Origin of the sequence: Streptomyces sp. NBC_00190 (genome assembly GCF_036203305.1) — a bacterium.
In the GTDB taxonomy this organism is placed as follows: Bacteria; Actinomycetota; Actinomycetes; order Streptomycetales; family Streptomycetaceae; genus Streptomyces.
In genome coordinates, this window is sequence record NZ_CP108131.1 from 2377446 (window position 1) to 2399937 (window position 22492).

Annotated in this window: 18 protein-coding genes; 4 read left to right on the forward strand and 14 right to left on the reverse strand. The window is 72.0% G+C overall.

The window, feature by feature from the left end; genetic code table 11:
• Positions 1-6 precede the first annotated feature (6 nt).
• The 14 genes from OG429_RS11605 to rsmH all read right to left on the reverse strand — a co-directional run bounded on the left by OG429_RS11605 (position 7) and on the right by rsmH (position 16361).
• On the reverse strand, positions 7-627 hold the full coding sequence (locus tag OG429_RS11605) for a cell division protein SepF (RefSeq protein WP_328925228.1): 621 nt from the start codon (positions 625-627) through the stop codon (positions 7-9).
• Between the two features lie 149 nt (positions 628-776).
• On the reverse strand, positions 777-1496 hold the full coding sequence (locus OG429_RS11610; RefSeq protein WP_328925229.1) for a YggS family pyridoxal phosphate-dependent enzyme: 720 nt from the start codon (positions 1494-1496) through the stop codon (positions 777-779).
• A 3-nt stretch (positions 1497-1499) separates the two neighbouring features.
• Entirely contained in the window at positions 1500-2231 is a 732-nt protein-coding gene (gene pgeF / locus OG429_RS11615; protein ID WP_405680044.1) for a peptidoglycan editing factor PgeF, read from the reverse strand.
• Positions 2228-3424: a cell division protein FtsZ gene (gene ftsZ, locus OG429_RS11620; RefSeq protein ID WP_328925231.1), complete on the reverse strand. Its 1197-nt coding sequence runs from the start codon at positions 3422-3424 to the stop codon at positions 2228-2230. The genes pgeF and ftsZ overlap by 4 nt, the downstream gene beginning before the upstream one ends.
• Before the next feature lie 277 nt (positions 3425-3701).
• On the reverse strand, positions 3702-4538 hold the full coding sequence (locus tag OG429_RS11625) for a cell division protein FtsQ/DivIB (protein ID WP_405680043.1): 837 nt from the start codon (positions 4536-4538) through the stop codon (positions 3702-3704).
• 31 nt (positions 4539-4569) lie between these two features.
• A complete protein-coding gene (gene murG / locus OG429_RS11630; RefSeq protein WP_328925232.1) occupies positions 4570-5664 on the reverse strand; it encodes an undecaprenyldiphospho-muramoylpentapeptide beta-N-acetylglucosaminyltransferase in 1095 nt (364 codons plus the stop codon).
• 6 nt (positions 5665-5670) lie between these two features.
• Positions 5671-7032, reverse strand: coding sequence for a putative lipid II flippase FtsW (gene ftsW, locus OG429_RS11635; protein WP_328925233.1), 1362 nt, complete (start codon positions 7030-7032; stop codon positions 5671-5673).
• Positions 7033-7098: 66 nt separating this feature from the next.
• Positions 7099-8526 (reverse strand): UDP-N-acetylmuramoyl-L-alanine--D-glutamate ligase, encoded by a 1428-nt coding sequence (gene murD, locus OG429_RS11640; RefSeq protein ID WP_328925234.1) that lies wholly within the window; start codon positions 8524-8526, stop codon positions 7099-7101.
• Positions 8508-9578 carry a phospho-N-acetylmuramoyl-pentapeptide-transferase gene (mraY, locus tag OG429_RS11645; protein ID WP_328925235.1) on the reverse strand — a complete coding sequence of 357 codons (1071 nt, stop codon included), beginning with the start codon at positions 9576-9578 and terminating at the stop codon, positions 8508-8510. The genes murD and mraY overlap by 19 nt, the downstream gene beginning before the upstream one ends.
• Positions 9575-10999: a UDP-N-acetylmuramoyl-tripeptide--D-alanyl-D-alanine ligase gene (locus tag OG429_RS11650; protein WP_328925236.1), complete on the reverse strand. Its 1425-nt coding sequence runs from the start codon at positions 10997-10999 to the stop codon at positions 9575-9577. Before OG429_RS11650 ends, mraY begins: the two co-directional genes overlap by 4 nt.
• Complete coding sequence (locus tag OG429_RS11655) at positions 10996-12690, reverse strand: UDP-N-acetylmuramoyl-L-alanyl-D-glutamate--2,6-diaminopimelate ligase (RefSeq protein WP_328925237.1); 1695 nt, start codon at positions 12688-12690, stop codon at positions 10996-10998. The genes OG429_RS11650 and OG429_RS11655 overlap by 4 nt, the downstream gene beginning before the upstream one ends.
• A gap of 45 nt (positions 12691-12735) precedes the next feature.
• The gene (locus OG429_RS11660) at positions 12736-14757 is read right to left on the reverse strand and encodes a peptidoglycan D,D-transpeptidase FtsI family protein (protein ID WP_328925238.1); all 2022 of its coding nucleotides are present in this window, start codon (positions 14755-14757) and stop codon (positions 12736-12738) included.
• A gap of 159 nt (positions 14758-14916) precedes the next feature.
• Positions 14917-15435, reverse strand: coding sequence for a hypothetical protein (locus OG429_RS11665; RefSeq protein WP_405680042.1), 519 nt, complete (start codon positions 15433-15435; stop codon positions 14917-14919).
• Positions 15432-16361, reverse strand: coding sequence for a 16S rRNA (cytosine(1402)-N(4))-methyltransferase RsmH (gene rsmH / locus OG429_RS11670; protein ID WP_405680041.1), 930 nt, complete (start codon positions 16359-16361; stop codon positions 15432-15434). The genes OG429_RS11665 and rsmH overlap by 4 nt, the downstream gene beginning before the upstream one ends.
• Positions 16362-16702: 341 nt before the next feature.
• Here rsmH and OG429_RS11675 point away from each other — a divergent pair, with 341 nt between their 5' ends.
• The 4 genes from OG429_RS11675 to OG429_RS11690 all read left to right on the forward strand — a co-directional run bounded on the left by OG429_RS11675 (position 16703) and on the right by OG429_RS11690 (position 22162).
• On the forward strand, positions 16703-17254 hold the full coding sequence (locus OG429_RS11675; RefSeq protein WP_328925240.1) for a beta-class carbonic anhydrase: 552 nt from the start codon (positions 16703-16705) through the stop codon (positions 17252-17254).
• 137 nt (positions 17255-17391) lie between these two features.
• Positions 17392-18399: an AAA family ATPase gene (locus OG429_RS11680; RefSeq protein WP_328925241.1), complete on the forward strand. Its 1008-nt coding sequence runs from the start codon at positions 17392-17394 to the stop codon at positions 18397-18399.
• Positions 18399-19748 carry a DUF58 domain-containing protein gene (locus OG429_RS11685; RefSeq protein WP_328925242.1) on the forward strand — a complete coding sequence of 450 codons (1350 nt, stop codon included), beginning with the start codon at positions 18399-18401 and terminating at the stop codon, positions 19746-19748. The genes OG429_RS11680 and OG429_RS11685 overlap by 1 nt, the downstream gene beginning before the upstream one ends.
• The gene (locus OG429_RS11690) at positions 19745-22162 is read left to right on the forward strand and encodes a transglutaminase family protein (RefSeq protein ID WP_328925243.1); all 2418 of its coding nucleotides are present in this window, start codon (positions 19745-19747) and stop codon (positions 22160-22162) included. Before OG429_RS11685 ends, OG429_RS11690 begins: the two co-directional genes overlap by 4 nt.
• The last annotated feature ends 330 nt before the right edge of the window (positions 22163-22492 follow it).

The following is a 22492-nucleotide window of genomic DNA, read 5'->3' on the forward strand; positions in this document are numbered from 1 at the left end:
ATCGGTCTAGCTTTGGTTGAAGAACCCGCCCTCCGCGATGCGAGCCTTGTCCTCCGCCGTGACATCGACGTTAGCAGGCGACAGCAGGAACACCTTCTGTGTCACGCGTTCAATACTGCCGTGCAGGCCGAAGACGAGACCGGCGGCGAAGTCCACGAGACGCTTCGCATCCGTGTCGTCCATCTCCGTGAGATTCATGATCACCGGAGTGCCCTCACGGAAGTGTTCCCCGATGGTACGGGCCTCGTTGTAGGTCCGGGGGTGCAGCGTCGTGATGCGGTACGGCTCCCGCTCGGAGACGACCTTGGGCATGATCACGGGGGCGTTCTTCTCCAGGTTGGTGCGGTCAGGTGTGATGGACGCCACGGGGGCAATTCGCGCAGGACGTACGTTTTCCGCCGGGATTGGGATGGGTTCCCGCTGCGCCGGAGGCTGTGCGACTCGTACCGGTTCATCCGGTTCGGGCGTTTGGTGCACGGGTTGCCGGCGATCCCGGTCCCGATCCCGGGCCCGCTCCGGTTCCGGCTCGGGCTCGAACTCGTCGTCGGGGTCGTACCCCGGGTTGTCGTACCGGTCGTCCTCCACGAGGCCGAGGTAGACCGCCATCTTGCGCATCGCGCCGGCCATTCTCCGAGTCCTCCGCTCTGTGGTGGATCGCCCTGTCGCAGGTGCCGCTGTGTCACGAATGTCACCAACTGCCCGCGATCCACGTGGTCTGCCCGCCCATCAGCGGTAATGACCATATTTTCTGCTGTGGTCCGACTTTCTTGGCGACGTTACCCGAGCCGGGGTCTCGCGCCGAGTACCGCAGTGCCGACGCGTACATGTGTCGCACCGGCCGCAACGGCCTGTTCCAGATCCGCGCTCATCCCGGCCGACACCATCGTGGCAGCCGGATGGTCCGCGCGCAGGCGGGATGACAATTCCACCAGCCGCTCGAAAGCGGCCTGTTCGCGCCCCGCGTACGGACCGGACAGCGGGGCGACGGTCATGAGGCCGTCGATCCGCAGTCCTGGCGCCCCCGCGACGAGGTCCGCCAACTCCGCGAGCTGCTCCGGCGCGGCCCCGCCCCGGGCCCCCCGCTCGCCCGACTCTGCGTCGAGGGCGATCTGCACGAGGCAGCCGAGTTCCCGGCCGGCGCTCGAAGCGGCCGCGGAGAGGGCAGTCACGAGCTTCGGACGGTCGACGGACTGCACCACATGCGCGTATCCCGCCACGGAACGGACTTTGTTCGTCTGCAACTGGCCGACGAAGTGCCAGCTGAGTGGCAGATCCGCGCAGGCCGCCGCCTTGGGGGCCGCATCCTGGTCGCGATTCTCCGCAACATGACGGACGCCCAGCTCCGCCAGCAGTCGTACGTCGCTCGCGGGATAGGTCTTGGTGACCACGATGAGCGTCACCTCTTCCCGCTCGCGTCCCGCGGCCGCGCAGGCGGACGCGATGCGCTCCTCCACCCGCTCCAGGTTCTCCGCGAGTTCCGGCTTACGGTCCGTCATTTCCTATTCCAACCAGACATATCCGGCAAGCCGCCCGGTCACCCGGTCGCGGCGGTACGAGAAGTGGTCCCGCGACTCCAGTGTGCAGACCGCCGACCGGAGACTGCCGGTCACCCCCGCCTCCGCGAGCTGGGCGTGCACCCCGGCGACCACGTCGACCGCCGGTGTCCCCCAGCTCGTCTCGGCCCGGGTGGCCGGGACCACTTCGGATACCGCGTCCCGCATCTCGGCGGGCACCTCGTAGCACCGCCCGCAGACGGCCGGTCCGGTACGGGCGACGATCCGCCCGGGCTCCGCCCCGAGGGCGACCATCGCCTCGACCGCGGCGGGGACCACCCCCGCGACCAGGCCGGGCCGGCCCGCGTGGGCGGCGCCCGCGACCCCGGCGACGGGGTCGGCCAGCAGGACCGGCGTGCAGTCCGCGGTGAGCACGGCGAGGGCCAGGCCCCGACGGGCGGTCACCACCGCGTCCACCGAGGGGATCCGGGCCTGCGCGTCCCAAGGACCGTCGACCACCGCCACGTCCCGGCCGTGCACCTGGTTCATCCAGACCACCAGGTCCGGTTCGAGCCCCAGGGACCGGGCCGCGCGCGCCCGGTTCGCGAGAACGGCGGCCGGGTCGTCTCCGACCGCGCCGCCGAGGTTGAGCTCTTCGTACGGAACGGCGCTCACCCCGCCCCACCGGTCGGTGAAGGCGAAGTGGGCGCCGCCCACGTGATGCTGCTCCGGTGTCACTTCAAGAAGTCCGGGACATCCAGTTCCTCGGCCGGGCTGTCCTGGTACGGCCGGGCCGTCGGGACCTGCGGCGCGGGGGCCTCGACCGGAACCTCCACCGGGGCCGGCGGGTCCTCGCGGGGGGTGACCGTACCCAGGCCGCCGAAGGCCGGGCGGACCGGCTCGGCCGCGCGGACCGGCGCCGGGGCCGGCTCCTCGCGCTTCGTGGACGCGGCGCCGATGACGTTGTCCCGGCGGGCCGGGGGCTGTCCGCCGTCGAAGCCGGCGGCGATGACGGTGACCCGTACCTCGTCGCCGAGCGCGTCGTCGATGACGGCGCCGAAGATGATGTTCGCCTCGGGGTGCGCGGCCTCGCTCACCAGCTGCGCGGCCTCGTTGATCTCGAAGAGACCGAGGTCCGAGCCGCCGGAGATGGAGAGCAGCACGCCGCGGGCGCCGTCGATGGACGCCTCCAGCAGCGGCGAGGAGATCGCCATCTCGGCCGCGGCCACCGCGCGGTCGTCGCCGCGGGCCGAGCCGATGCCCATCAGGGCCGAGCCCGCCTCGGACATCACGGACTTGACGTCGGCGAAGTCGAGGTTGATCAGACCCGGGGTCGTGATGAGGTCGGTGATGCCCTGGACACCCGAGAGCAGGACCTGGTCGGCCGACTTGAAGGCGTCGAGCACGCTGACCTGGCGGTCCGAGATGGACAGCAGCCGGTCGTTGGGGATGACGATGAGGGTGTCGACCTCTTCGCGGAGCTCGGCGATGCCGTCCTCCGCCTGGTTCGCGCGGCGCCGGCCCTCGAAGGTGAACGGCCGGGTGACCACACCGATCGTCAGGGCGCCGAGCGAGCGCGCGATGTTGGCGACGACGGGTGCGCCGCCGGTGCCGGTGCCGCCGCCTTCACCGGCGGTGACGAAGACCATGTCGGCCCCCTTGAGGACCTCCTCGATCTCCTCGCGGTGGTCCTCTGCCGCCTTGCGACCGACGGCCGGGTTGGCGCCGGCGCCGAGGCCCCGGGTGAGTTCACGGCCGACGTCGAGCTTGACGTCGGCGTCGCTCATCAACAGCGCCTGGGCGTCCGTGTTGATGGCGATGAACTCGACGCCCTTGAGACCGACCTCGATCATTCGGTTGATGGCATTGACACCACCGCCGCCGACACCGATGACCTTGATGACTGCGAGGTAGTTCTGCGGTGCTGCCACGTCGAAGGCCTCTCGCCTCGATTACGTGTCGTCGCCTCGCGGCCTGCGTTGCGACGACTGATGCCGAAATGGGGACGGTCCGAACGCGCCGACCCGAACCCTCACCCTGAAGTTTAGGGTTAGGGGTATGTCTGTTCCTTGGACTCTTCCGAACAGGACACTAAGTCGACAAGTAGCGCGTGTTCAACGAACACGCCGAACCTCCCGTTTTTCTTTTCACCCTATGTGATCACCCGTATCGCTGGCCAACCAGGGTGCTCCGCTGTTGGACCGGGCGTCAACTCCCGGACAGCGCAGGGGCGGTGGGGACGCTCACGTCGAAGTGACCGGCCTTGGGCGCGGCCTTCAGCAAAGCGGTCAGAGCCCGCCCCTTCGCGTCGCTCTGTTCGCCGCTCCCCCACGCCACGGTCCGACCCCGGGTCAGCTCAAGCACCACCGAATCGTACGAACCCACCTTGACCTGCAGCGTCTCCTTGGCGACCGGTTCCGGGAGGGCGCCGGCGACGAGTACGGCCTCGCGCAGCAGCCGTTCCTCGTCGAAGCGGCGGGCGCTCGGAGACCGCTTCGCGTTCAATTCGAGGACCGGAACGCCCGCGGGTGCTTTCGGAACCGTGTCGAACCGCACACCCGAAGCGTCCACTTCTACGAAGTTGGCGTCCTTTTTGATGAGCAGGACGGGTTTGCGTTCCGTCACTTTCAGCCCGATCCCGTGCGGCCAGGCCCGCACCACATCGACCGAATCGATGCGGGGCAGGCGACCGCGGACGCGGCCTTCGATCTCGTCGGTGTCGACGCTCACCAGGGGGGCGCCGACCGGGACGGCCGCCGCGGCCAGCACCTGCTCGGGAGTGAGCACCTCGGTGCCGGTCGCGGTGACCTTCTCGACGCGGAGCCAGGAGGAGCCGTAGAACGCCCAGGTGCCGCCCGCGGCGAGGAGCACCGCGGCCGCCAGCGAGGCGAGCGCAGGGCCCCGGCGCAGGCGCCTGCCGGGGCCCTGAGGGCCGGATCCCTTCGACGACTTCGGGGGTTTGGACGGCTTGGGAGAGCCGCTGCCCTTGCGGGCGGACGGGCCGGAGCCCTGGTTCCCACGCTGTGCGGTCGTCGCTCCGGCCACTGATGCGCCTCCTGCGTCTTGGCTACCCGCCTCAGCGGGACCGGTGGGCCGCGATCGCCTCGTACACCATGCCGACCAGCAGGTCGTCGGCGTCCCGGCGGCCGAACTCACCTGCGGCCCGGGACATCTCGTACAGACGGTGCGGGTCGGACAGCACCGGGAGGACCTGGCTGAGCACCCACTCGGGCGTCAGTTCCGCGTCGTCCACGAGCAGGCCGCCACCGGCCTTGACCACCGGCTGGGCGTTGAGCCGCTGTTCGCCGTTGCCGATCGGCAGCGGGACGTACGCGGCGGGCAGCCCGACGGCGGAGAGTTCGGCGACGGTCATCGCGCCCGCGCGGCACAGCATCATGTCGGCGGCGGCGTACGCGAGATCCATCCGGTCCACGTACGGTACCGGCACATACGGCGGCATCCCGGGCATGTTGTCGACACGCGGCAGTTCGTTCTTCGGCCCGACGGCGTGCAGGATCTGGATCCCGGAGCGCTGGAGGGTCGGAGCGACCTGCTGGATGACCTCGTTGAGGCGCCGGGCACCCTGCGAGCCGCCGGAGACCAGCAGCGTCGGCAGGTTGGGGTCCAGGCCGAAGGCGGCGCGCGCCTCCGGGCGGACCGCGGCCCGGTCCAGGGTCGAGATCGAGCGCCGCAGCGGGATGCCCACGTAGCGGGCGCCGCGCAGCTTGCTGTCGGGGGTGGAGACCGCGACGGCGTGCGCGTACCGCGAGCCGATCTTGTTGGCCAGTCCCGGCCGGGCGTTGGCCTCGTGGACGATGATCGGCACCCCGAGCCGCTTGGCGGCCAGGTAGCCGGGCAGCGCCACGTAGCCGCCGAAGCCGACGACGCAGTCGGCCTTGGTGCGCAGGAGGATCTCCTCGGCGGCCTTGATCGTGCCGCGCAGCCGCCCGGGGACGGTGATCAGTTCCGGAGTGGGCTTGCGCGGCAGTGGCACTGCGGGGATCAGGCCCAGCTCGTAACCGCGTTCCGGCACGAGGCGGGTCTCAAGTCCGCGCTCGGTGCCGAGGGCGGTGATGCCCACTGAAGGGTCCTGCCTGCGCAGGGCGTCCGCGAGGGCGAGCGCCGGCTCGATGTGGCCGGCGGTCCCCCCACCGGCGAGTACGACATGCACCGAAATTCACCGCTCTCCGGACGGACGCTTCTTGACGCGCCGTCTCATCGACTTCCATCTCACCCCGGTCCGCCTCCAGCCGGTTTTCGGCTGCCGCATCGCGAGGGCCGCGCGCGCCGCCGGCTCCTCACGCGCGAAGGCGATGAGCAGTCCGACCGCGAACATGGTCGGCAGCAGGGCCGACCCCCCGTAGGAGAACAGCGGGAGCGGGACCCCGGCGATCGGCAGCAGGCCGAGCACCGCACCGATGTTGATCACGGCCTGGGCCGTGATCCAGGTGGTCACGCCTCCCGCGGCAAACCGTACGAAGGAGTCCTCCGTGCGTCCGGCCACGCGGATACCCGCATAGCCTAGAGCCGCGAACAGGGCGAGCACCGACAGCGTCCCCGCCAGACCCAGTTCCTCCCCGGTGATGGCGAAGATGAAGTCCGTGTGGGCTTCGGGTAGTTGTCCCCATTTTTCCACACTGGCTCCCAGACCGGAACCGAACCATCCGCCCGAAGCGAGGGCGTAGATCCCGTGCACGGCCTGCCAGCAAAGGTCGTTCTTGCCCGGATCTGTCGCGCCGAGGCACTCCAGCCGGTCCATCCGGTGCGGGCTCGTCTTGATGAGCAGTGCGACGATCACACCAGTGAACGCCAGCACCGCGACGAACAGCCGTGTCGGCGCTCCCGCCAGCCAGAGCAGGCCGAACAGGACGGCGCCTAGGATCATCGCGGTGCCCATGTCACCGCCCAGCATGATCAGCCCGAGCAGCAGGAAGGCCACCGGGACCAGCGGCACCAGCAGGTGCTTCCACTGGCTGAGCAGTCCCTTGTCGCCCTTGCGCGCCAACAGGTCGGCGCCCCACAGGATCAGGGCCAGTTTGCCGAACTCACTGGGCTGCAACATGAACGGACCGCCAAGGGAGATCCAATTCTGGTTGCCGTTGATCGAGACCCCTATCCCGGGGAGCTGGACCAGGACCATCAGGAACAGGGTGCCGGCGAGCACCGGATAGGACAGCGCCCGGTGCAGTTTGACCGGCATCCGGGAGGCGATCAGCATCAGTCCGGTCCCGATCAGGGCCGCCAGGAACTGCTTCTTGAAGAAGTACGCGTCACCCAGGCCGAGCTGGAGCGCCTTGATCATGGAGGCCGAGTAGACCATCACCAGGCCGAGCACGGTGATGAGCAGCGAGCTGCCGAAGATCAGGTAATACGCCGTGAGCGGGCGGTCCCAGGCCTTGCGCAAGTGCGCTTGCGTGCGCCGCAGACCGGCCAGCGGCCCGCGCCCGGCGGGCCGCCGCACACTCGCCGCGGGGCGCTTGCGGCCCTGTGCCTTGACGGCGGACGGCCGCCGCCCCGGCAGCATCTGCTTGGCCGGCATCTGTGATCTTCCCCTCCACTCGTACGAGGCGAGCGGTCGGCCGGAGGACCCGTCGGCCTGTTCGACCTAGGATCTCTCGGCGGCCAGTTCGCGCACCGCGTCCGCGAACGCGTCCCCACGCTTGTTGTAGTTCGCGAACATGTCCATCGAGGCGCAGGCAGGTGCCAGCAGGACCGTGTCGCCGGGCTCGGCGAGCCGGGCCGCTTCCCGGACCGCTGCGAGCATCGCCCCAGTGTCGGTCCGGGCGAGGTCGACGACCGGGACCTCGGGGGCGTGTCGCGCCAGCGCGTCGGCGATCAGCGCCCGGTCGGCGCCGATCAGCACCACGCCGCGCAGCCGCTTCGCCGACTTCCGGACCAGTTCGTCGAAGGTCGCGCCCTTGGCGAGGCCCCCGGCGATCCAGACGACCGGCTCGAAGGCGGCCAGGGAGGCCTCGGCCGCGTGCGTGTTGGTGGCCTTGGAGTCGTCGATGTACGTGACCCCGTGCACCGCCTCCACGTGCGCGACCCGGTGGGCGTCGGGGCGGAAGTCGCGCAGCCCGTCGCGGACCGCGCGCGGCGGGACGCCGAAGGCGCGGGCCAGGGCCGCCGCGGCGAGCGCGTTGGCGATGTTGTGCGGGGCGGGCGGGTTGACGTCCGCGACGTGCGCGAGCTCCTGGGCGTTCTTCTGCCGGTTCTCCACGAAGGCGCGGTCGACGAGGATGCCGTCGACGACGCCGAGCATGGAGGGGCCGGGGGCGCCGAGGGTGAAGCCGATCGCCCGGCAGCCCTCTTCGACGTCGGCGTTCTCGACCAGTTCCTCGGTGGCCGGGTCGGCGACGTTGTAGACGCAGGCCACGGTGTTGCCCTCGTAGATGCGGCCCTTGTCGGCGGCGTACGCCTCCATGGAGCCGTGCCAGTCGAGGTGGTCCGGGGCCAGGTTGAGGACGGCCGCCGAGTGGGCGCGCAGCGAGGGCGCCCAGTGCAGCTGATAGCTGGAGAGTTCGACGGCGAGCACGTCGTACGTCTCCTCGCCGAGCACCACGTCGATGATGGGCGTGCCGATGTTGCCGACGGCCGCGGTCCGCAAGCCCGCCGACTTCAGGATCGACGCGAGCATCTGGGTTGTGGTGGTCTTGCCGTTGGTCCCGGTGATCGCCAGCCAGGGGGCCGCACCGGGGCCGCGCAGCTGCCAGGCGATCTCCACGTCCCCGACCACGTCGACGCCGGCCTTCGCGGCGGCCGCGAACAGCGGGCTGTCGGGCTTCCAGCCGGGCGAGGTGACGACGAGGCCGGTGCCTTCGGGGAGGGTTTCCGCGTCGCCGAGGCGTACGGAGATCCCCAGCTCGCCGAGTTCGGCGGCGCGGGCGCGGTGGCCCTCGCTGTCGCCGCCGTCGACGACGGTCACGACGGCGCCGAGGCCGGCCAGGGCGCGGGCGGCGCTGACGCCGCTCACGCCGAGGCCGGCGACGGTGATGTTCATGCCCTGCCAGGAGGTCACTTGTCGGCTGCCCATCCCGCGTAGAAGAGACCGAGACCCACGATCACGCACATGCCCTGGATGATCCAGAAGCGGACCACGACAAGGACTTCGGACCACCCCTTGAGTTCGAAGTGGTGCTGCAGCGGTGCCATCCGGAAGACGCGCTTCCCGGTCAGCTTGAAGGAGCCGACCTGGATGACGACCGACATGGTGATGAGGACGAAGAGGCCGCCGAGCAGGGCGATCAGGAACTCCGTGCGGGAGCAGATCGCCAGACCGGCGAGCGCGCCGCCCAGCGCCAGCGAGCCGGTGTCACCCATGAAGATCTTGGCGGGCGAGGTGTTCCACCACAGGAAGCCGAAGCAGGCGCCCATCAGGGCGGAGGCGACGACCGCGAGGTCCAGCGGGTCGCGCACCTCGAAGCAGGCGCCCGGGTTGGTCAGGTCCTGCGCGTTCACGCAGGACTCCTGGTACTGCCACACGCCGATGAAGGTGTAGGCGCCGAAGACCATCACCGCCGCGCCGGTGGCCAGGCCGTCCAGGCCGTCGGTCAGGTTCACGCCGTTGGACATCGCCAGGATCATGAACAGTGCCCAGACGACGAACAGCACCGGGCCGATCGACCAGCCGAAGTCCGTGACGAACGACAGCCTGGTGGAGGCCGGGGTCAGCCCGCGCGAGTCGGAGAACTGGAGCGCGAGCACCGCGAAGGCGATGCCGACGATCAGCTGTCCGGCCATCTTGGCCTTGGCCCGCAGACCCAGCGAACGCCGCTTGACGATCTTGATGTAGTCGTCCAGGTAACCGACCAGGCCCATTCCCGCCATCAGGAACAGGACCAGCAGACCCGAGAACGTGGGCTCGCTGGAGGTGATCACCTTCGTCAGGGCGTACGCGATGAGCGTGGCCAGGATGAAGGAGATACCGCCCATGGTGGGCGTGCCCTTCTTCCCGGCGTGGCCGCGGGGGCCGTCGTCACGGATGAACTGGCCGTAGCCCTTGCGGGCCAGCAGCTTGATCAGCAGCGGCGTTCCGACAACGGTCAGGAACATGCCGATGACACCGGCGAACAGGATCTGCCTCATCGGTCGGCGACCTCGCCCTCGCGCTCAAGGAGCGCCAGCGCGACCCGCTCCAGGCCGATCGACCTGGAAGCCTTCACCAGCACGACGTCCCCCGGGCGCAGTTCACTGCGCAAAAGGTCCACCGCCGCCTGCGCGTCGGACACGACCACCGACTCCTCACCCCACGAACCCTCGTTATATGCGCCCAGTTGCAGCCAGGACGCTTCCCGGCCCCCGACTGCCACGAGCTTGCTCACGTTGAGCCGGACGGCAAGCCGTCCCACCGCGTCGTGCTCGGCCAGCGATGCGTCACCGAGTTCGGCCATGGGGCCGAGCACCGCCCACGTGCGCCCCCCGTTCGCCCTGGCGGCGCCGCCCATCGCGGCCAGCGCTCGCAGAGCGGCCCGCATGGACTCGGGATTCGCGTTGTAGGCGTCGTTGACGATCGTCACGCCGTCGGCCCGCTCGGTGACCTCCATCCGCCACCGGGACAAGGTGCCCGCTCCGGATAGCGCGGTGGCGATCTCCGAGGTGGACATGCCCAGTACATGGGCCACGGCGGCAGCGGCGAGCGCGTTCGACACGTGGTGCTCACCGTACAGGCGCAAGGTCACATCGCTGCACCCGGTCGGTGTGTGGAGTGTGAAGGCGGGCTGTCCCCCGGGGGTCATCCGTACCTCGGTGGCCCGGATGTCGGCGTCGTCGGCCTCGCCGAACAGGACCGTACGGGCCTTCGTACGGGCGGACATGGCGCGCACGAGCGGGTCGTCGGCGTTGAGGACGGCGACTCCGCCCTCGCTCTCCGCGGGAAGGGCTTCCACCAGTTCGCCCTTGGCCTGCGCGATCTGCTCGCGGCCGCCGAACTCGCCGATGTGGGCGGTCCCGACGTTGAGGACGAGCCCGATGCGCGGCGGGGTCAGGCCGGTGAGGTACGCGATGTGGCCGATCCCGCGGGCCCCCATCTCCAGTACCAGGTGCCGGGTTTCGGCGGTGGCCTTCAGGGCGGTGAGCGGCAGGCCGATCTCGTTGTTGAGGGAGCCCGGGGTCCACACGGTGGGCGCGTGGGCCTGGAGCACCTGCGCGATGAGGTCCTTGGTGGAGGTCTTGCCCGCGGAGCCGGTCAGGGCCACCACGTCGGTGCCGAGGCGCCCGACGACGGCCCGCGCGAGGGCGCCGAGCGCCTTCTCCACGTCGGGGACGACGATGGCGGGTACGCCGACCGGCCGGGCCGCGAGGACGGCCGCGGCTCCGGCGGCGACGGCGCGCCCGGCGTAGTCGTGGCCGTCGACGTGCTCGCCGTCGAAGGCGGCGAACAGGCTGCCGGCCTCGACCTGGCGGGAGTCGATGACGACGGGACCGCTGATCTGCACGGACGGATCCGGTATGTCGTGGGGCCGCCCGCCGGTGATGTCGGCGATCTCGGCGAGGGAGAGGGCGATCACTGGTTCACCTCGGCCTGTCGGGCATTGCGCTGCTGTGTCTCGATGGCCGCGCGGAGCACCTCGCGGTCGTCGAAGGGGCGTACGACGCCCGCGGTGTCCTGGCCCTGCTCGTGGCCCTTGCCCGCCACCAGTACGGTGTCGCCGGGCCGGGCGAGCGCGACGGCGGCGGCGATGGCCGCGGCCCGGTCGGCGTCGACGAGGACGGCGCCGCGTTCGGCGGGCGGTACGGACACCGCGCCCTCGAACATCGCGGCGAGGATCGCGAGGGGGTCCTCGGAGCGCGGGTTGTCGGAGGTCAGGACGGCCACGTCGGCGAAGCGGGCGGCCGCGGCGCCCATCGGGGCGCGCTTGGTGGTGTCGCGGTCGCCGCCGCAGCCGAGCACGATGTGCAGCCTGCCCTCGGTGACCTCGCGCAGGGCGCGCAGGACCGATTCGACGGCGTCGGTCTTGTGCGCGTAGTCGACGACGGCCAGGTACGGCTGTCCGGCGTCGACCCGCTCTAGCCGGCCGGGGACGCCGGGGACCGCGGCGACGCCGTCGGCGGCGGTCTGCGGGTCGAGGCCGGCGGCGGCGAGGGTGACGATCGCGGCGACGGTGTTGGCGACGTTGAACGGGCCGGGCAGCGGCGCGGTCGCGCGTACGCGCCGTCCTTCGGGGCCGACCAGGGTCAGGGTGGAGCTCGCGGGTCCGAACACGACGTCCTCGGCGCGCCAGTCGGCGGCCGGGTCGCCCGCGGCGGAGAAGGTGACGACCGGGATCGGCGCCTCCTTGGCCAGGCGGCGGCCGTACTCGTCGTCGAGGTTGACCACGCCCCGGCGGGCCCGGCGCTCGGTGAAGAGCCCCGCCTTCGCCTGGAAGTAGTCCTCCATGCCCGTGTGGAACTCCATGTGCTCCGGGCTCAGGTTGTTGAAGACCGCGACGTCGAAGACGCAGCCGTCGACGCGGCCGAGCACCAGGGCGTGGCTGGAGACCTCCATGGCGACGGCCTCGACCCCGCGTTCGCGCATGACCGCGAAGAGGGCCTGGAGGTCGGTCGCCTCGGGGGTGGTCCGCTCGGACTTGATGCGCTCGTCGCCGATGCGCATCTCGACGGTGCCGACGAGTCCGGTGGTGCGGCCCGCCGCGCGCAGTCCGCCTTCGACGAGGTACGCCGTGGTGGTCTTGCCTGAGGTGCCGGTGATACCGATCTGGAGCAGGTGCTCGCCCGGACGGCCGTAGATCGTGGCGGCGAGTTCGCCCATCCGGCCGCGCGGGTCGGCGACGGTGAGGACGGGCAGGCCGGTCGCGGCGGCGCGCTCGGCCCCGGCGGGATCGGTCAGCACGGCGGCGGCGCCGAGGGCGGCCGCCTGGGCGACGAAGTCGGCGCCGTGCGTCCTGGCTCCCGCCAGCGCCGCGTACAGGTCTCCGGGGCGGACCGCACGGGAATCGTGCGTGATGCCGGTGATCTCCGCGGTGCCTGGCGCCGGGACGCCCAGCAGGGTGGCCAGCTCGCCCAGAGGGGTCGGGCGGGCGGACACGGGCCGTGGCGCTCCCGGCGGCACTGCCGGGGCGTCTTTCTGGGCGTTTCTGGGCTGATCAGCGTGGGGCACGGCGGTGAGCGTACCGGGCGCGGCGGGCCGCCCGCGAAGTGAGGGCCCGGCCTCGGTGCCGGTGGCCGTCTGGTTCCCGGGTTTCGGGGTGATCGTTGTCACTGATGGTGCCTCATCGCGTTTCTGGCGGGCCGGCCGGGCTGTGGGTCACTGACCGGGCTGCGGACTGGGCTGCGTACTCGGCTGCGGGTCGGCCGGCTGGGCGGCCTGCGGGCCGGATTCGTAGGTGACGGGGAGCCCGGCGGGGGCGGTCCCGGTAGGGGCGATCTGGAGGGTCTTCAGGGCGAACTCCATGACCTTCTTGTAGATCGGGCCGCAGATCTGGCCGCCGAAGTAGCTGCCCTTCGTGGGGTTCTGGATGGCGCAGTAGACGGTGACGCGCGGATTGTCGGCGGGCGCGAACCCGGCGAAGGAGGCCGTGTAGCCCTTGTAGCGGCCGGTGGCCGGATCCACCCGGTTGGAGGTACCGGTCTTGCCGCCGACGCGGTAGCCGGGGATGCGGGCCTTGGTGCCGGTGCCCTCCTGGTCGTCGACCACGGACTCCAGCATCTCGGCGAGGGACCTGGCGGTCTCCTGGCTGACCACGCGGCTGCGTTCGGGTGCCGGGGCCGGGGTGAAGCGGCCGTCGGGGCCCTTGGTGCCGCGGACGAGGGTGGGCTCGATGCGGACCCCGCCGTTGGCGATGGTCGAGTACACGGACGCCGCCTGCATGGCGTTGAGGGACAGGCCCTGGCCGAAAGGAATCGTGTACTGCTGGGAGGTGGACCAGGCTTCGGGCTTCGCGAGGATGCCGCGGGACTCGCCCGGGTAGTTCAGGCCGGTGGGCCGGCCGATGCCGAACTTGGTCAGGTAGGAGTGCAGGACCCTGTTGGCCTCGGGCTGGGTGGCACCGAGCTGGCCGGTGGCCAGGATGGTGCCGATGTTGGAGGACTTGGCGAGGACCCCGTTGAGGGTCAGGTACCAGGTCGGGTGGTCGATGTCGTCCTTGAACAGCCGGTCGCCCCGGTGCAGCCGGTTGGGGACCTCGACGTGGGTCTCCGGGGTGGCCTTCTTCTCCTCCAGTACGGCGGCCATCGACATCACCTTGGCGGTGGAGCCGGGCTCGTACACGTCCTGGAGTGCGGCGTTGCCCATGGCGGCGGAGCGGGCCCGGGTCAGGTCGTTGGGGTCGAAGCCGGGGGCGTTGGCCATCGCCAGCACCTCGCCGGTGCGGGTGTCCTGGACGATGACGTAGCCGCGGTCGGCCTCGGACTTCTGGACCTGCTCGGTGATGGCGCTCTGCGCCGCCCACTGGATGTCGCGGTCGATGGTCAGCTCGATGTCCTCGCCGGGCACGGCGGGCTTCTCGCTGGACCCGGCGGTGGGGACCCGGCGGCCGCCGGACTGGGCGTAGGTGACCTCGCCGTCCTTGCCGGACAACTTCTTGTCGAGGGAGGACTCCAGACCGCCGGCGCCCTTGCCCTCGGCGTTGACGTAGCCCAGTATCCCGGCGGCCAGGTCGCCGCCCGGGTACACGCGCTTGCTGCTGTCCTCGTTGAACACGCCGGCGAGGACGTTGGCACCGGGGCCGTTGTTCTTCTTGTCGGCCGCCGCCTTCTCCGCGAAGACCCGCTTGAGGTCCTTGATCTGGTTCCAGACCTGGGGGGTCTGGCGCTGGGCGAGGACGACGTACCGGGTGTTCTTGGTCTTCAGCCGCCCGGTGAGCTCCTTGGCGTCCTTGCCGAGGATGGGGGCGAGGAGGGCCGCGGCCTGCTCGGGGGCGTCCGGGGCCTTGCTGTCCTGCGGGGTGAACATCTTCGGGTCGGCGGTGATGTCGTACGCGTCGACGCTGGTGGCCAGGGCCACGCCCTTGCGGTCGGTGATCTCCCCGCGCTCGGCGGCCAGCTTGACGCTGGTGTAGCGGTTCTTGGAGGCCTCGGCGGAGAAGGCGGAGGCGTCGACGGCCTGGACCTGGAGCAGGCGCACGACGAAGGCGAGCATGACGAGGGTCAGGCCGACGCCGACGAGGCGCAGCCGGGGGCGGGGGCTGCCGAGCCGGATGGTGTGGGGCCGTCTGGGCGTCGCGGGCCGCCGGGTCGCCGGGCGCGAGGCCGCCGGGCGGGCCGTGGCTCCGCCGCGGGGCCGCCCCGGCCCGGGCACGCGCCGCCGCGGCGGCTCCTGCGGGCTCATGTGCCCGCCGCCGTCGGCCGCACCGCGTTCGAAGGCCGGGTCCGGGCGGGTCCCGGGTGGGGGTCCCTCCCGGACGGAGTCCGGGGGAGGGGGAAGGGCGGGGTGGGGGAAGGCCCCGCAGGGCTGCGCAACGGCACCGCGGCCATCGGCGTCACGACGTCACCTGCCTGGGTTGGGGTTGGGCTGCTGCGGAGGCTGGGGGGCGCCCCCGGGGGCCGCCGCGGCCGAAGGAGCGGCCGAGGGCGGCGGGCTCGCCGGAGCAGGCTGTTCGGCCGCCGCCGCGGAGCCGGCGACCTTGCCGTCCGGGCCGATGAAGACCGGGCTGCCGCCCGGGACCAGGCCCAGCTCCTGCGCCCGCCGCTGCAGCGCGTCGGGTGCCGAGTAGCCGTCCACGTCGCGCTGCAGCGCCTGCTCCTCGTCCGTGAGGGCGGTGGTCTCCTTCTTCAGCTTGCTGAGCTGGAAGGAGCCCTCGTTCAGGGCCGAGTTCAGCAGCAGCAGGCTGATCAGGCCGCCCGCGAGCAGTGCCACGACCAGCAGGACGAACGGCATCCGCGCCGCCTGCCCGCCGGACCCCGGCCGGGCGGGCCGGGCCGGGCGCACGGGGCGGCCGCCGAGTGCCCGGCCGAGGCGGGCCGCCTGCCCGCGGGTCAGCGTGGCGACCTTCCCGGCCTTGGTCACAGCCGCGCCTCCCGGATGCGTTCGACCCCGCGGAACCTCGCCGGGGCGGCCCGCCGGTTCTCGGCGATCTCCTCCTCGGTGGGCAGCTCAGCGCCGCGCGTCAGCAGCTTCAGCTTCGGCTGGTACTTCTCCGGGACCACCGGCAGCCCGGGCGGGGCAGTGGAGGCCGCGCCCGCCGCGAAGACCTGCTTCACGAGGCGGTCCTCCAGCGAGTGGTACGAGAGCACCGCGATCCGGCCGCCGACCGCGATCCGGTCCACGGCCGCCGGAATGGCCCTCTCCAGCCCCGACAGCTCGCCGTTGACCTCGATGCGCAGTGCCTGGAAGGTCCGCTTGGCGGGGTTGCCGCCGGTCCGCTTGGCGGCCTGCGGCAGGGAGTCGCGGATCAGTTCGACCAGCCGGGAGCTGTTGGTGAAGGGTTCCTTCTCCCGCTCCCGGACGATCGCGGACACGATGCGCTTGGCCTGCTTCTCCTCGCCGTACTGGCGCAGGATCCGGACGAGCTCGCCCGGCGCGTAGGTGTTGAGCACCTCGGCGGCGCTGATCCCCGTCGTCTGGTCCATGCGCATGTCCAGCGGCGCGTCCTGCGCGTACGCGAACCCGCGGTCGGCCTCGTCCAGCTGCATGGAGGAGACGCCCAGGTCGAAGAGGATGCCCTGGACGGCCGGGATCCGCAGTCCGTCGAGGACCTCGGCGAGGTCGGCGTAGATCGCGTGGACGAGGGTGGCCCGGTCGCCGAAGGGCGCGAGGCGCTCGCCGGAGAGCCGCAGGGCCTCCTTGTCGCGGTCGAGGCCGATGAGGTGGACCTCGGGGAACCGGGTCAGCAGGGCCTCGCTGTGGCCGCCGAGGCCGAGGGTGCAGTCGACGACGACGGCCCCGGGCCTCTCCAGCGCTGGGGCCAACAGGTCCAGGCACCGCTGGAGCATCACCGGGACATGTCGGGACTCGCTAGTCAAAGCGCCCTCTCAGATAACGGCGCGGCAGGCATACGCCGCGCCGCGCACGCGGAGTGTTACCAAGGGGCCGGGCGGCCGGTCAGGGCCGGGCTCCGGCCGGTTCGCGTCACTTTAGTGCAACGGTCGCCGCGGTCAACGAACCGCCTCGCGCGCCGTGCCCGTCTCTCTCTGTGAACCGGCAAAAGCCCTGAATCACCCGGACGGCCGCCCCCGCCTCACCCCTGTGGGTTAGCTCACAACAAGGCTGGTTGACCTTCTTTGTCCCTCCTCACTCAATGCCCGCACAAGCTGTGACCATTAACGTCGTATGCATGAAGACTTCCGCATCCCTGCCTGCCGACTCCGCGCCCCAGGCTTCCGGCGTCCGTTCCGTCACCGACCGGCTGGTCGAGGCGAACCGGCGGTACGCCGCGGAATTCACCGATCCCGGAATGGACGCCCACCCCGTCCTCCAGGTGGCCGTCGTGGCCTGCATGGACGCCCGTCTCGACCTGCACGCCGCCCTCGGCCTGGAGCTCGGTGACTGTCACACCATCCGCAACGCGGGCGGCGTGGTCACCGACGACACCATCCGGTCGCTCACCATCAGCCAGCGGGCGCTGGGCACCCGCGCGGTGATACTCATCCACCACACGGGCTGCGGCCTCGAAAGCCTGACCGAGGACTTCCGGCACGAGCTGGAGGACGAGGTCGGCCAGCGCCCCGCCTGGGCCGTGGAGGCCTTCCGCGACGTGGACCAGGACGTCCGCCAGTCCATGCAGCGGGTCCGGACGAACCCCTTCCTGCCCCACCGGGACGATGTGCGAGGCTTCGTCTTCGATGTGCACACCGGTCTCCTGCGGGAGATCGATCCCAGCTCTTGAGTGACACAAGGCCGTAACGCCGTCAACAATGCGGGGAGACACCCCCCGGGAACCTCCGGACGCGGTGTCCGTGTTTTCGGGGTGGGCCGGTCATGCGCCAAGGGCGTCGGCCCCGGAATTGGGCCGAGGAGAACCAGGTGACGACGTATGACGACCGAGCGAGCCTCGCGGATCTGACCAGCACGGCGGAGCGGGTGCGCCAGTCGGTCGAGAGCGTGATCGAGGGCAAGCCCGAGGTCGTACGCCTCGCGCTGACCGTGCTGCTCGCCGAGGGGCACCTGCTGATCGAGGACGTCCCCGGCGTCGGCAAGACCATGCTCGCCAAGACGCTCGCCAAGTCGATCGACTGCTCGGTCCAGCGCATCCAGTTCACTCCGGACCTGCTGCCCTCCGACATCACCGGCGTCAGCATCTACGACCAGCAGCGCCGCGAGTTCGAGTTCAAGCCGGGCGCGATCTTCGCGCAGATCGTCATCGGCGACGAGATCAACCGCGCCTCGCCGAAGACCCAGTCCGCGCTGCTGGAGTCGATGGAGGAGCGCCAGGTCACCATCGACGGCACGACGTACACGCTGCCGAGCCCCTTCATGGTCGTCGCCACCCAGAACCCCGTGGAGATGGAGGGCACCTACCCGCTGCCCGAGGCCCAGCGGGACCGCTTCATGGCCCGGGTCTCCGTCGGCTACCCCGGCCCCGAGGCCGAGCTCCAGATGCTCGACGTGCACGGCGGGCTCTCCCCGCTCGACGACCTCACGGCCGTCGCGCACGCCCACGAGATCGTCAAGCTCATAGAGGCCGTCCGCGAGGTGTACGTGGCCGAGCCCGTCAAGCGTTACGTCGTCGACCTGGTGTCCGCCACCCGCAGCCACCCGGACCTGCGCCTCGGCGCCTCGCCCCGGGCCACCCTGCACCTGCTGCGCGCCGTGAAGGCCTCCGCCGCTCTGGCCGGCCGGGACTACGTCCTGCCCGACGACGTCCAGGCGCTGGCCGGACCGGTCCTCGCGCACCGGCTGCTGCCCACCGCCCAGGCCCAGCTGAACCGGCGCACCGCCGAGCAGGTCGTCGGCGAGATCCTGCAGCGCACCCCCGTCCCGGCGCACGCCCGCGGCGAGATGCCGCCCGGCGCCGGCATCCGGGGCTTCTGATGAGCGCCGGTGCCCCGCGCGGCGCCGGCGGCGGGCTGCGCACGTCGCTGTCCGGTCTGACGACCCGCGGCCGGTCCTTCCTGGCCGCCGGGGTCGCCGCCGCGGCATGCGCGTACGTCCTGGGCCAAGGTGAGCTCCTCAGGGTCGGCCTGCTGCTCGCCGTACTGCCGCTGATCTGCGTCTACGCCCTGCACCGCACCCGCCACCGGGTCTCCGGCAGCCGTCGGCTCACCCCGGGGCGGGTCCCCGCGGGCGCCGAGGCACGGGTGCAGCTGCGCATGGACAACACCTCCCGGCTGCCCACCGGCCTCCTGATGCTCCAGGACCGCGTGCCGTACGTCCTCGGCCCGCGCCCCCGGTTCGTGCTGGACCGGGTCGAGCCCGGTGGGCGCCGCGAGGTGTCCTACCGGGTCCGCTCCGACCTCCGCGGCCGCTACCCGCTGGGCCCGCTCCAGCTGCGGCTGACCGACCCCTTCGGGCTGGTCGAGCTGACCCGCTCCTTCAGCACCTACGACACCCTCACCGTCATCCCGCGCACCGAGCCGCTGCCGCCGGTGCGCCTGACGGGCGAATCCTCCGGCTACGGCGACGGCAGCCGCCGCTCGCTGGCCCTGGCCGGCGACGACGACGTCATCCCGCGCACCTACCGGCGCGGCGACGACCTGCGCCGCGTCCACTGGCGCTCCACGGCCCGCTACGGCGAGCTGATGGTCCGCCGCGAGGAGCAGCCGCAGCGCAGCCGCGCCACCGTCCTGCTGGACACCCGCCAGATCGCCTTCGACGGCGCCGGTCCCGACTCCGCCTTCGAATGGGCCGTCTCCGGGGCCGCGTCGGCCCTGGTGCACCTCCTGGAGCAGGGCTTCTCGGTCCGGCTGCTCACGGACACCGGCGACTCGGTGCCCGGTGAGGGCGGCGGCTTCTCCTCCGGCAGGGACGAGTCCGCGGAGGCCGCCGGGCTGATGATGGACACCCTCGCGGTGGTCGGGCACTCGGACGGCGCCGGGCTCTCCCGGGCCTACGACGCGGTGCGCGGCGGCGGCTTCAGCGGATCCGGCGGGGAGGGGCTCCTCATCGCCTTCTTCGGCGACCTGGACGACGTACAGACGGAGCTGGCGGCCAGGATGCGCCAGCGCGCCTCGGGTGCGGTGGCCTTCGTACTGGACTGCGCGACCTGGGGCGGGCAGCCCGCGCCAGGGCAGGCCGTGCCTCCTGTGGAGGAGCGGCTGCGCAGACTCCGCGACGCGGGCTGGACCGCGCTGGCCGCCCCGCCCGGGGTGGCCTTCGCCGAGCTGTGGCGGCACGCCGGGACCACCGCGTTCACCACGGGAACCTCCGGAGGCCGGGCATGAGCGGGCGGGCGAGAGTGACGCTGTTCGCGGCGCTGGCGACGCTGCTCACCTCCTGGTCGCTGGTTCCGCTGGTCGAAACCGCGGGCTGGCTGCTCCAGGCGGCGCTGCTGCTGGGCGTGCAGTGCACCGTGGGTGCCGGGGCCCGGCGGGTGCCGCTGGCACGGTCGCTGACCGTGGCCGCGCAGCTCCTGGTCTCACTGCTGCTGCTCGCGATCCTCTTCGGCGGCAAGGGCGGGTCCACCGGGACCGGGCCGATGGCCTACCTGGTGACGGACTTCGGCGCCCTGTTCCGGCAGGGCGTGCGGGACGTGAGCACGTTCGCGATACCGGCCCCGCTGACGGACGGCATCCGGCTGCTGCTGGTGACCGGGGTGCTGCTGGTCGGGCTGCTGGTGGACCTGCTGGCGGTGACCGTACGGACGGCCGCCGCGGCGGGGCTGCCGCTGCTCGCGCTGTACTCGGTGGCCGCGGGCCTGTCGGGCGGCGGGAACGCTTCCTGGATCTCCTTCCTGCTGGCGGGCTGCGGGTACCTGATGCTGCTGCTGGCCGAGGGCCGTGACCGGCTCGCCCAGTGGGGCCGGGTCTTCGGCGGCGGCGCGCGCGACCGGACCACGGCCGCCTCCGGCCTGGGCGCCGGTGCGGGCGGCCAGGTGACGGCCCCGGTACGGACCGGCCGGCGGATCGGCGCGGTGGCCCTGGGCCTGGCGCTGGTGGTGCCGGCGGCGCTGCCCGCGCTCGGCGGCGGGTTGCTGGGCGCGGCGGGCGACGGCGACGGGGCCGGCAGCGGGGCGGGCGGGACGATCTCGGCGGTGAACCCGCTGGTCTCCCTGCAGAGCAGCCTGAACGCGCCGGACAACCGGGTGGTGCTGAAGTACCGGACGGACAGCCCGCAGCAGGGCGAACAGTACCTGCGGATCCTGGCCCTGGACGAGTTCAACGGGGTCAAGTGGGAGGCCTCCGGGCGGACCCTGATCGATGTTCCGGAGCGGATGCCGGATCCGCCCGGCCTCGGCGGCCCGGTCCTGAAGTCCGCGACCGAGGTGCGGACCAGCATCTCGGCGGCGGACAGCTACACCCAGCGCTACCTGCCCATGCCGTACCCGGCGACCTCGGTGGACATCGGCGGGAAGTGGCGGTTCGAGCCGGTCGGCCGGACCCTGGTCGGGGACCAGCTGGGCAAGGACAGGTTCCAGAACGTCCAGGGCGCGATGTACACGGTGCGCAGCCTGCTGCTCAAGCCGACGGCGCAGCAGCTGCAGAAGGCCCCGGAGCCGGACTCGGTCATCAAGGCCGAGTACACGAAGCTGCCGGACAACCTGCCGCCGGTGGTCGCCGACACGGCCCGCTCGGTGACGCAGGGGGCGAAGGACGACTACACGCGGGCGGTGAAGCTCCAGGACTTCTTCGCCGTGAACGGCGGATTCCGCTACAACACGAGGACGGCCTCGGGCACGGGTCCGCAGGCGGTCGCCCGCTTCCTGGCCGACAAGGAGGGCTTCTGCATCCACTTCGCGTTCTCGATGGCTGCCATGTCCCGGTCGCTGGGCATCCCGGCGCGGGTGGCGGTGGGCTTCACCCCGGGTGAGGCGCAGTCGGACGGCAGCGTCAACGTGTCCATGCGGGACGCGCACGCCTGGCCGGAGCTGTACTTCGAGGGTGTGGGGTGGACGCGGTTCGAGCCGACGCCCCGGTCGGGCATCACGGTGCCGGACTACTCCCGGCCGCAGGTGCCGGCGGCCCAGCCGTCCGCGCCGGCGCCGCTGCCCTCGACGAGTGCGGTGGCACCGTCCGCCGCGCCGTCGAAGTCGGACGACTGCCCGCCGGAGGCGAAGAAGCTCGGCGAGTGCGGTGCGGCCGCGCCGAAGCCGGCCGCGTCCGGTGGCGGCGGGCCGTCGGCGACGGCCGTACTGGGCTGGACGGCGGGCGTGGCGGCGCTGCTCGGCCTGCCGCTGCTGCCCCTGCTGTGGCGGAGCCGGCTGCGGGCCCGGCGGCTGGGCACCGGCGAGGTACCGGCGGCCTGGCGGGAGTTGGGCGACGCCGCATGGGACGTGGGTGTGGTCCCTGACGAGGCCCTGTCGCCGCGCCGGGCGGCGGGCCGCGTCGTGGAGCTCGGCCGTCTGGAGCCGGAGGCCGCGGGCGCGGTCCATCGGGTCGCGGGTGCGCTGGAACGGGCCCTGTACGCGCCGCCGGGCACGGAGGTCTCGTACCCGGGGCTCGCGGACGACGTCCTGCTGGCCCGTGCGGGCCTGCTGGCCGGCGTCGGCCGGCCCGCCCGACTGCGGTCGCTGCTCCTGCCGCGCTCGGCGGCCCGGCTCTCCTGGGCCCTGATCCGCCGCTGGTCGGCCCTGACCTCGTCGGTCTCCGCCCGCCTGGCCGCACTGCGGCTGCGCCTGCCGCTCCGCGGCCGGGGCTGACGGGGCAGAGCCCCGCCCCGGGCGCACGGGCCGGGGTCTGGCACCCGCGGACGCGTGAACGCGCGAACGCGGCGAGGCTCGATCCCCCCGAGCCCCGCCGCGTCCGCGTACCGCGTCACGGAAGGAGGTACCCGGTCCGCTCCGCAGCCCCGTGCCGGCGGTGCGGACCGGGTCTCCTGTCCGTTGCTCCCAGTCTGGCGTCCGCGCAGGTGGGAGCCCATCCGTGCGCGTACTCATCTCCGTGCCTAGGTACGGGTACTCAGTCGCCGCGGCGGGCCCCACCAGTTGTACGGGCTGCGACGCCCCGGCGGCACCGCCGACTGGGGGGTC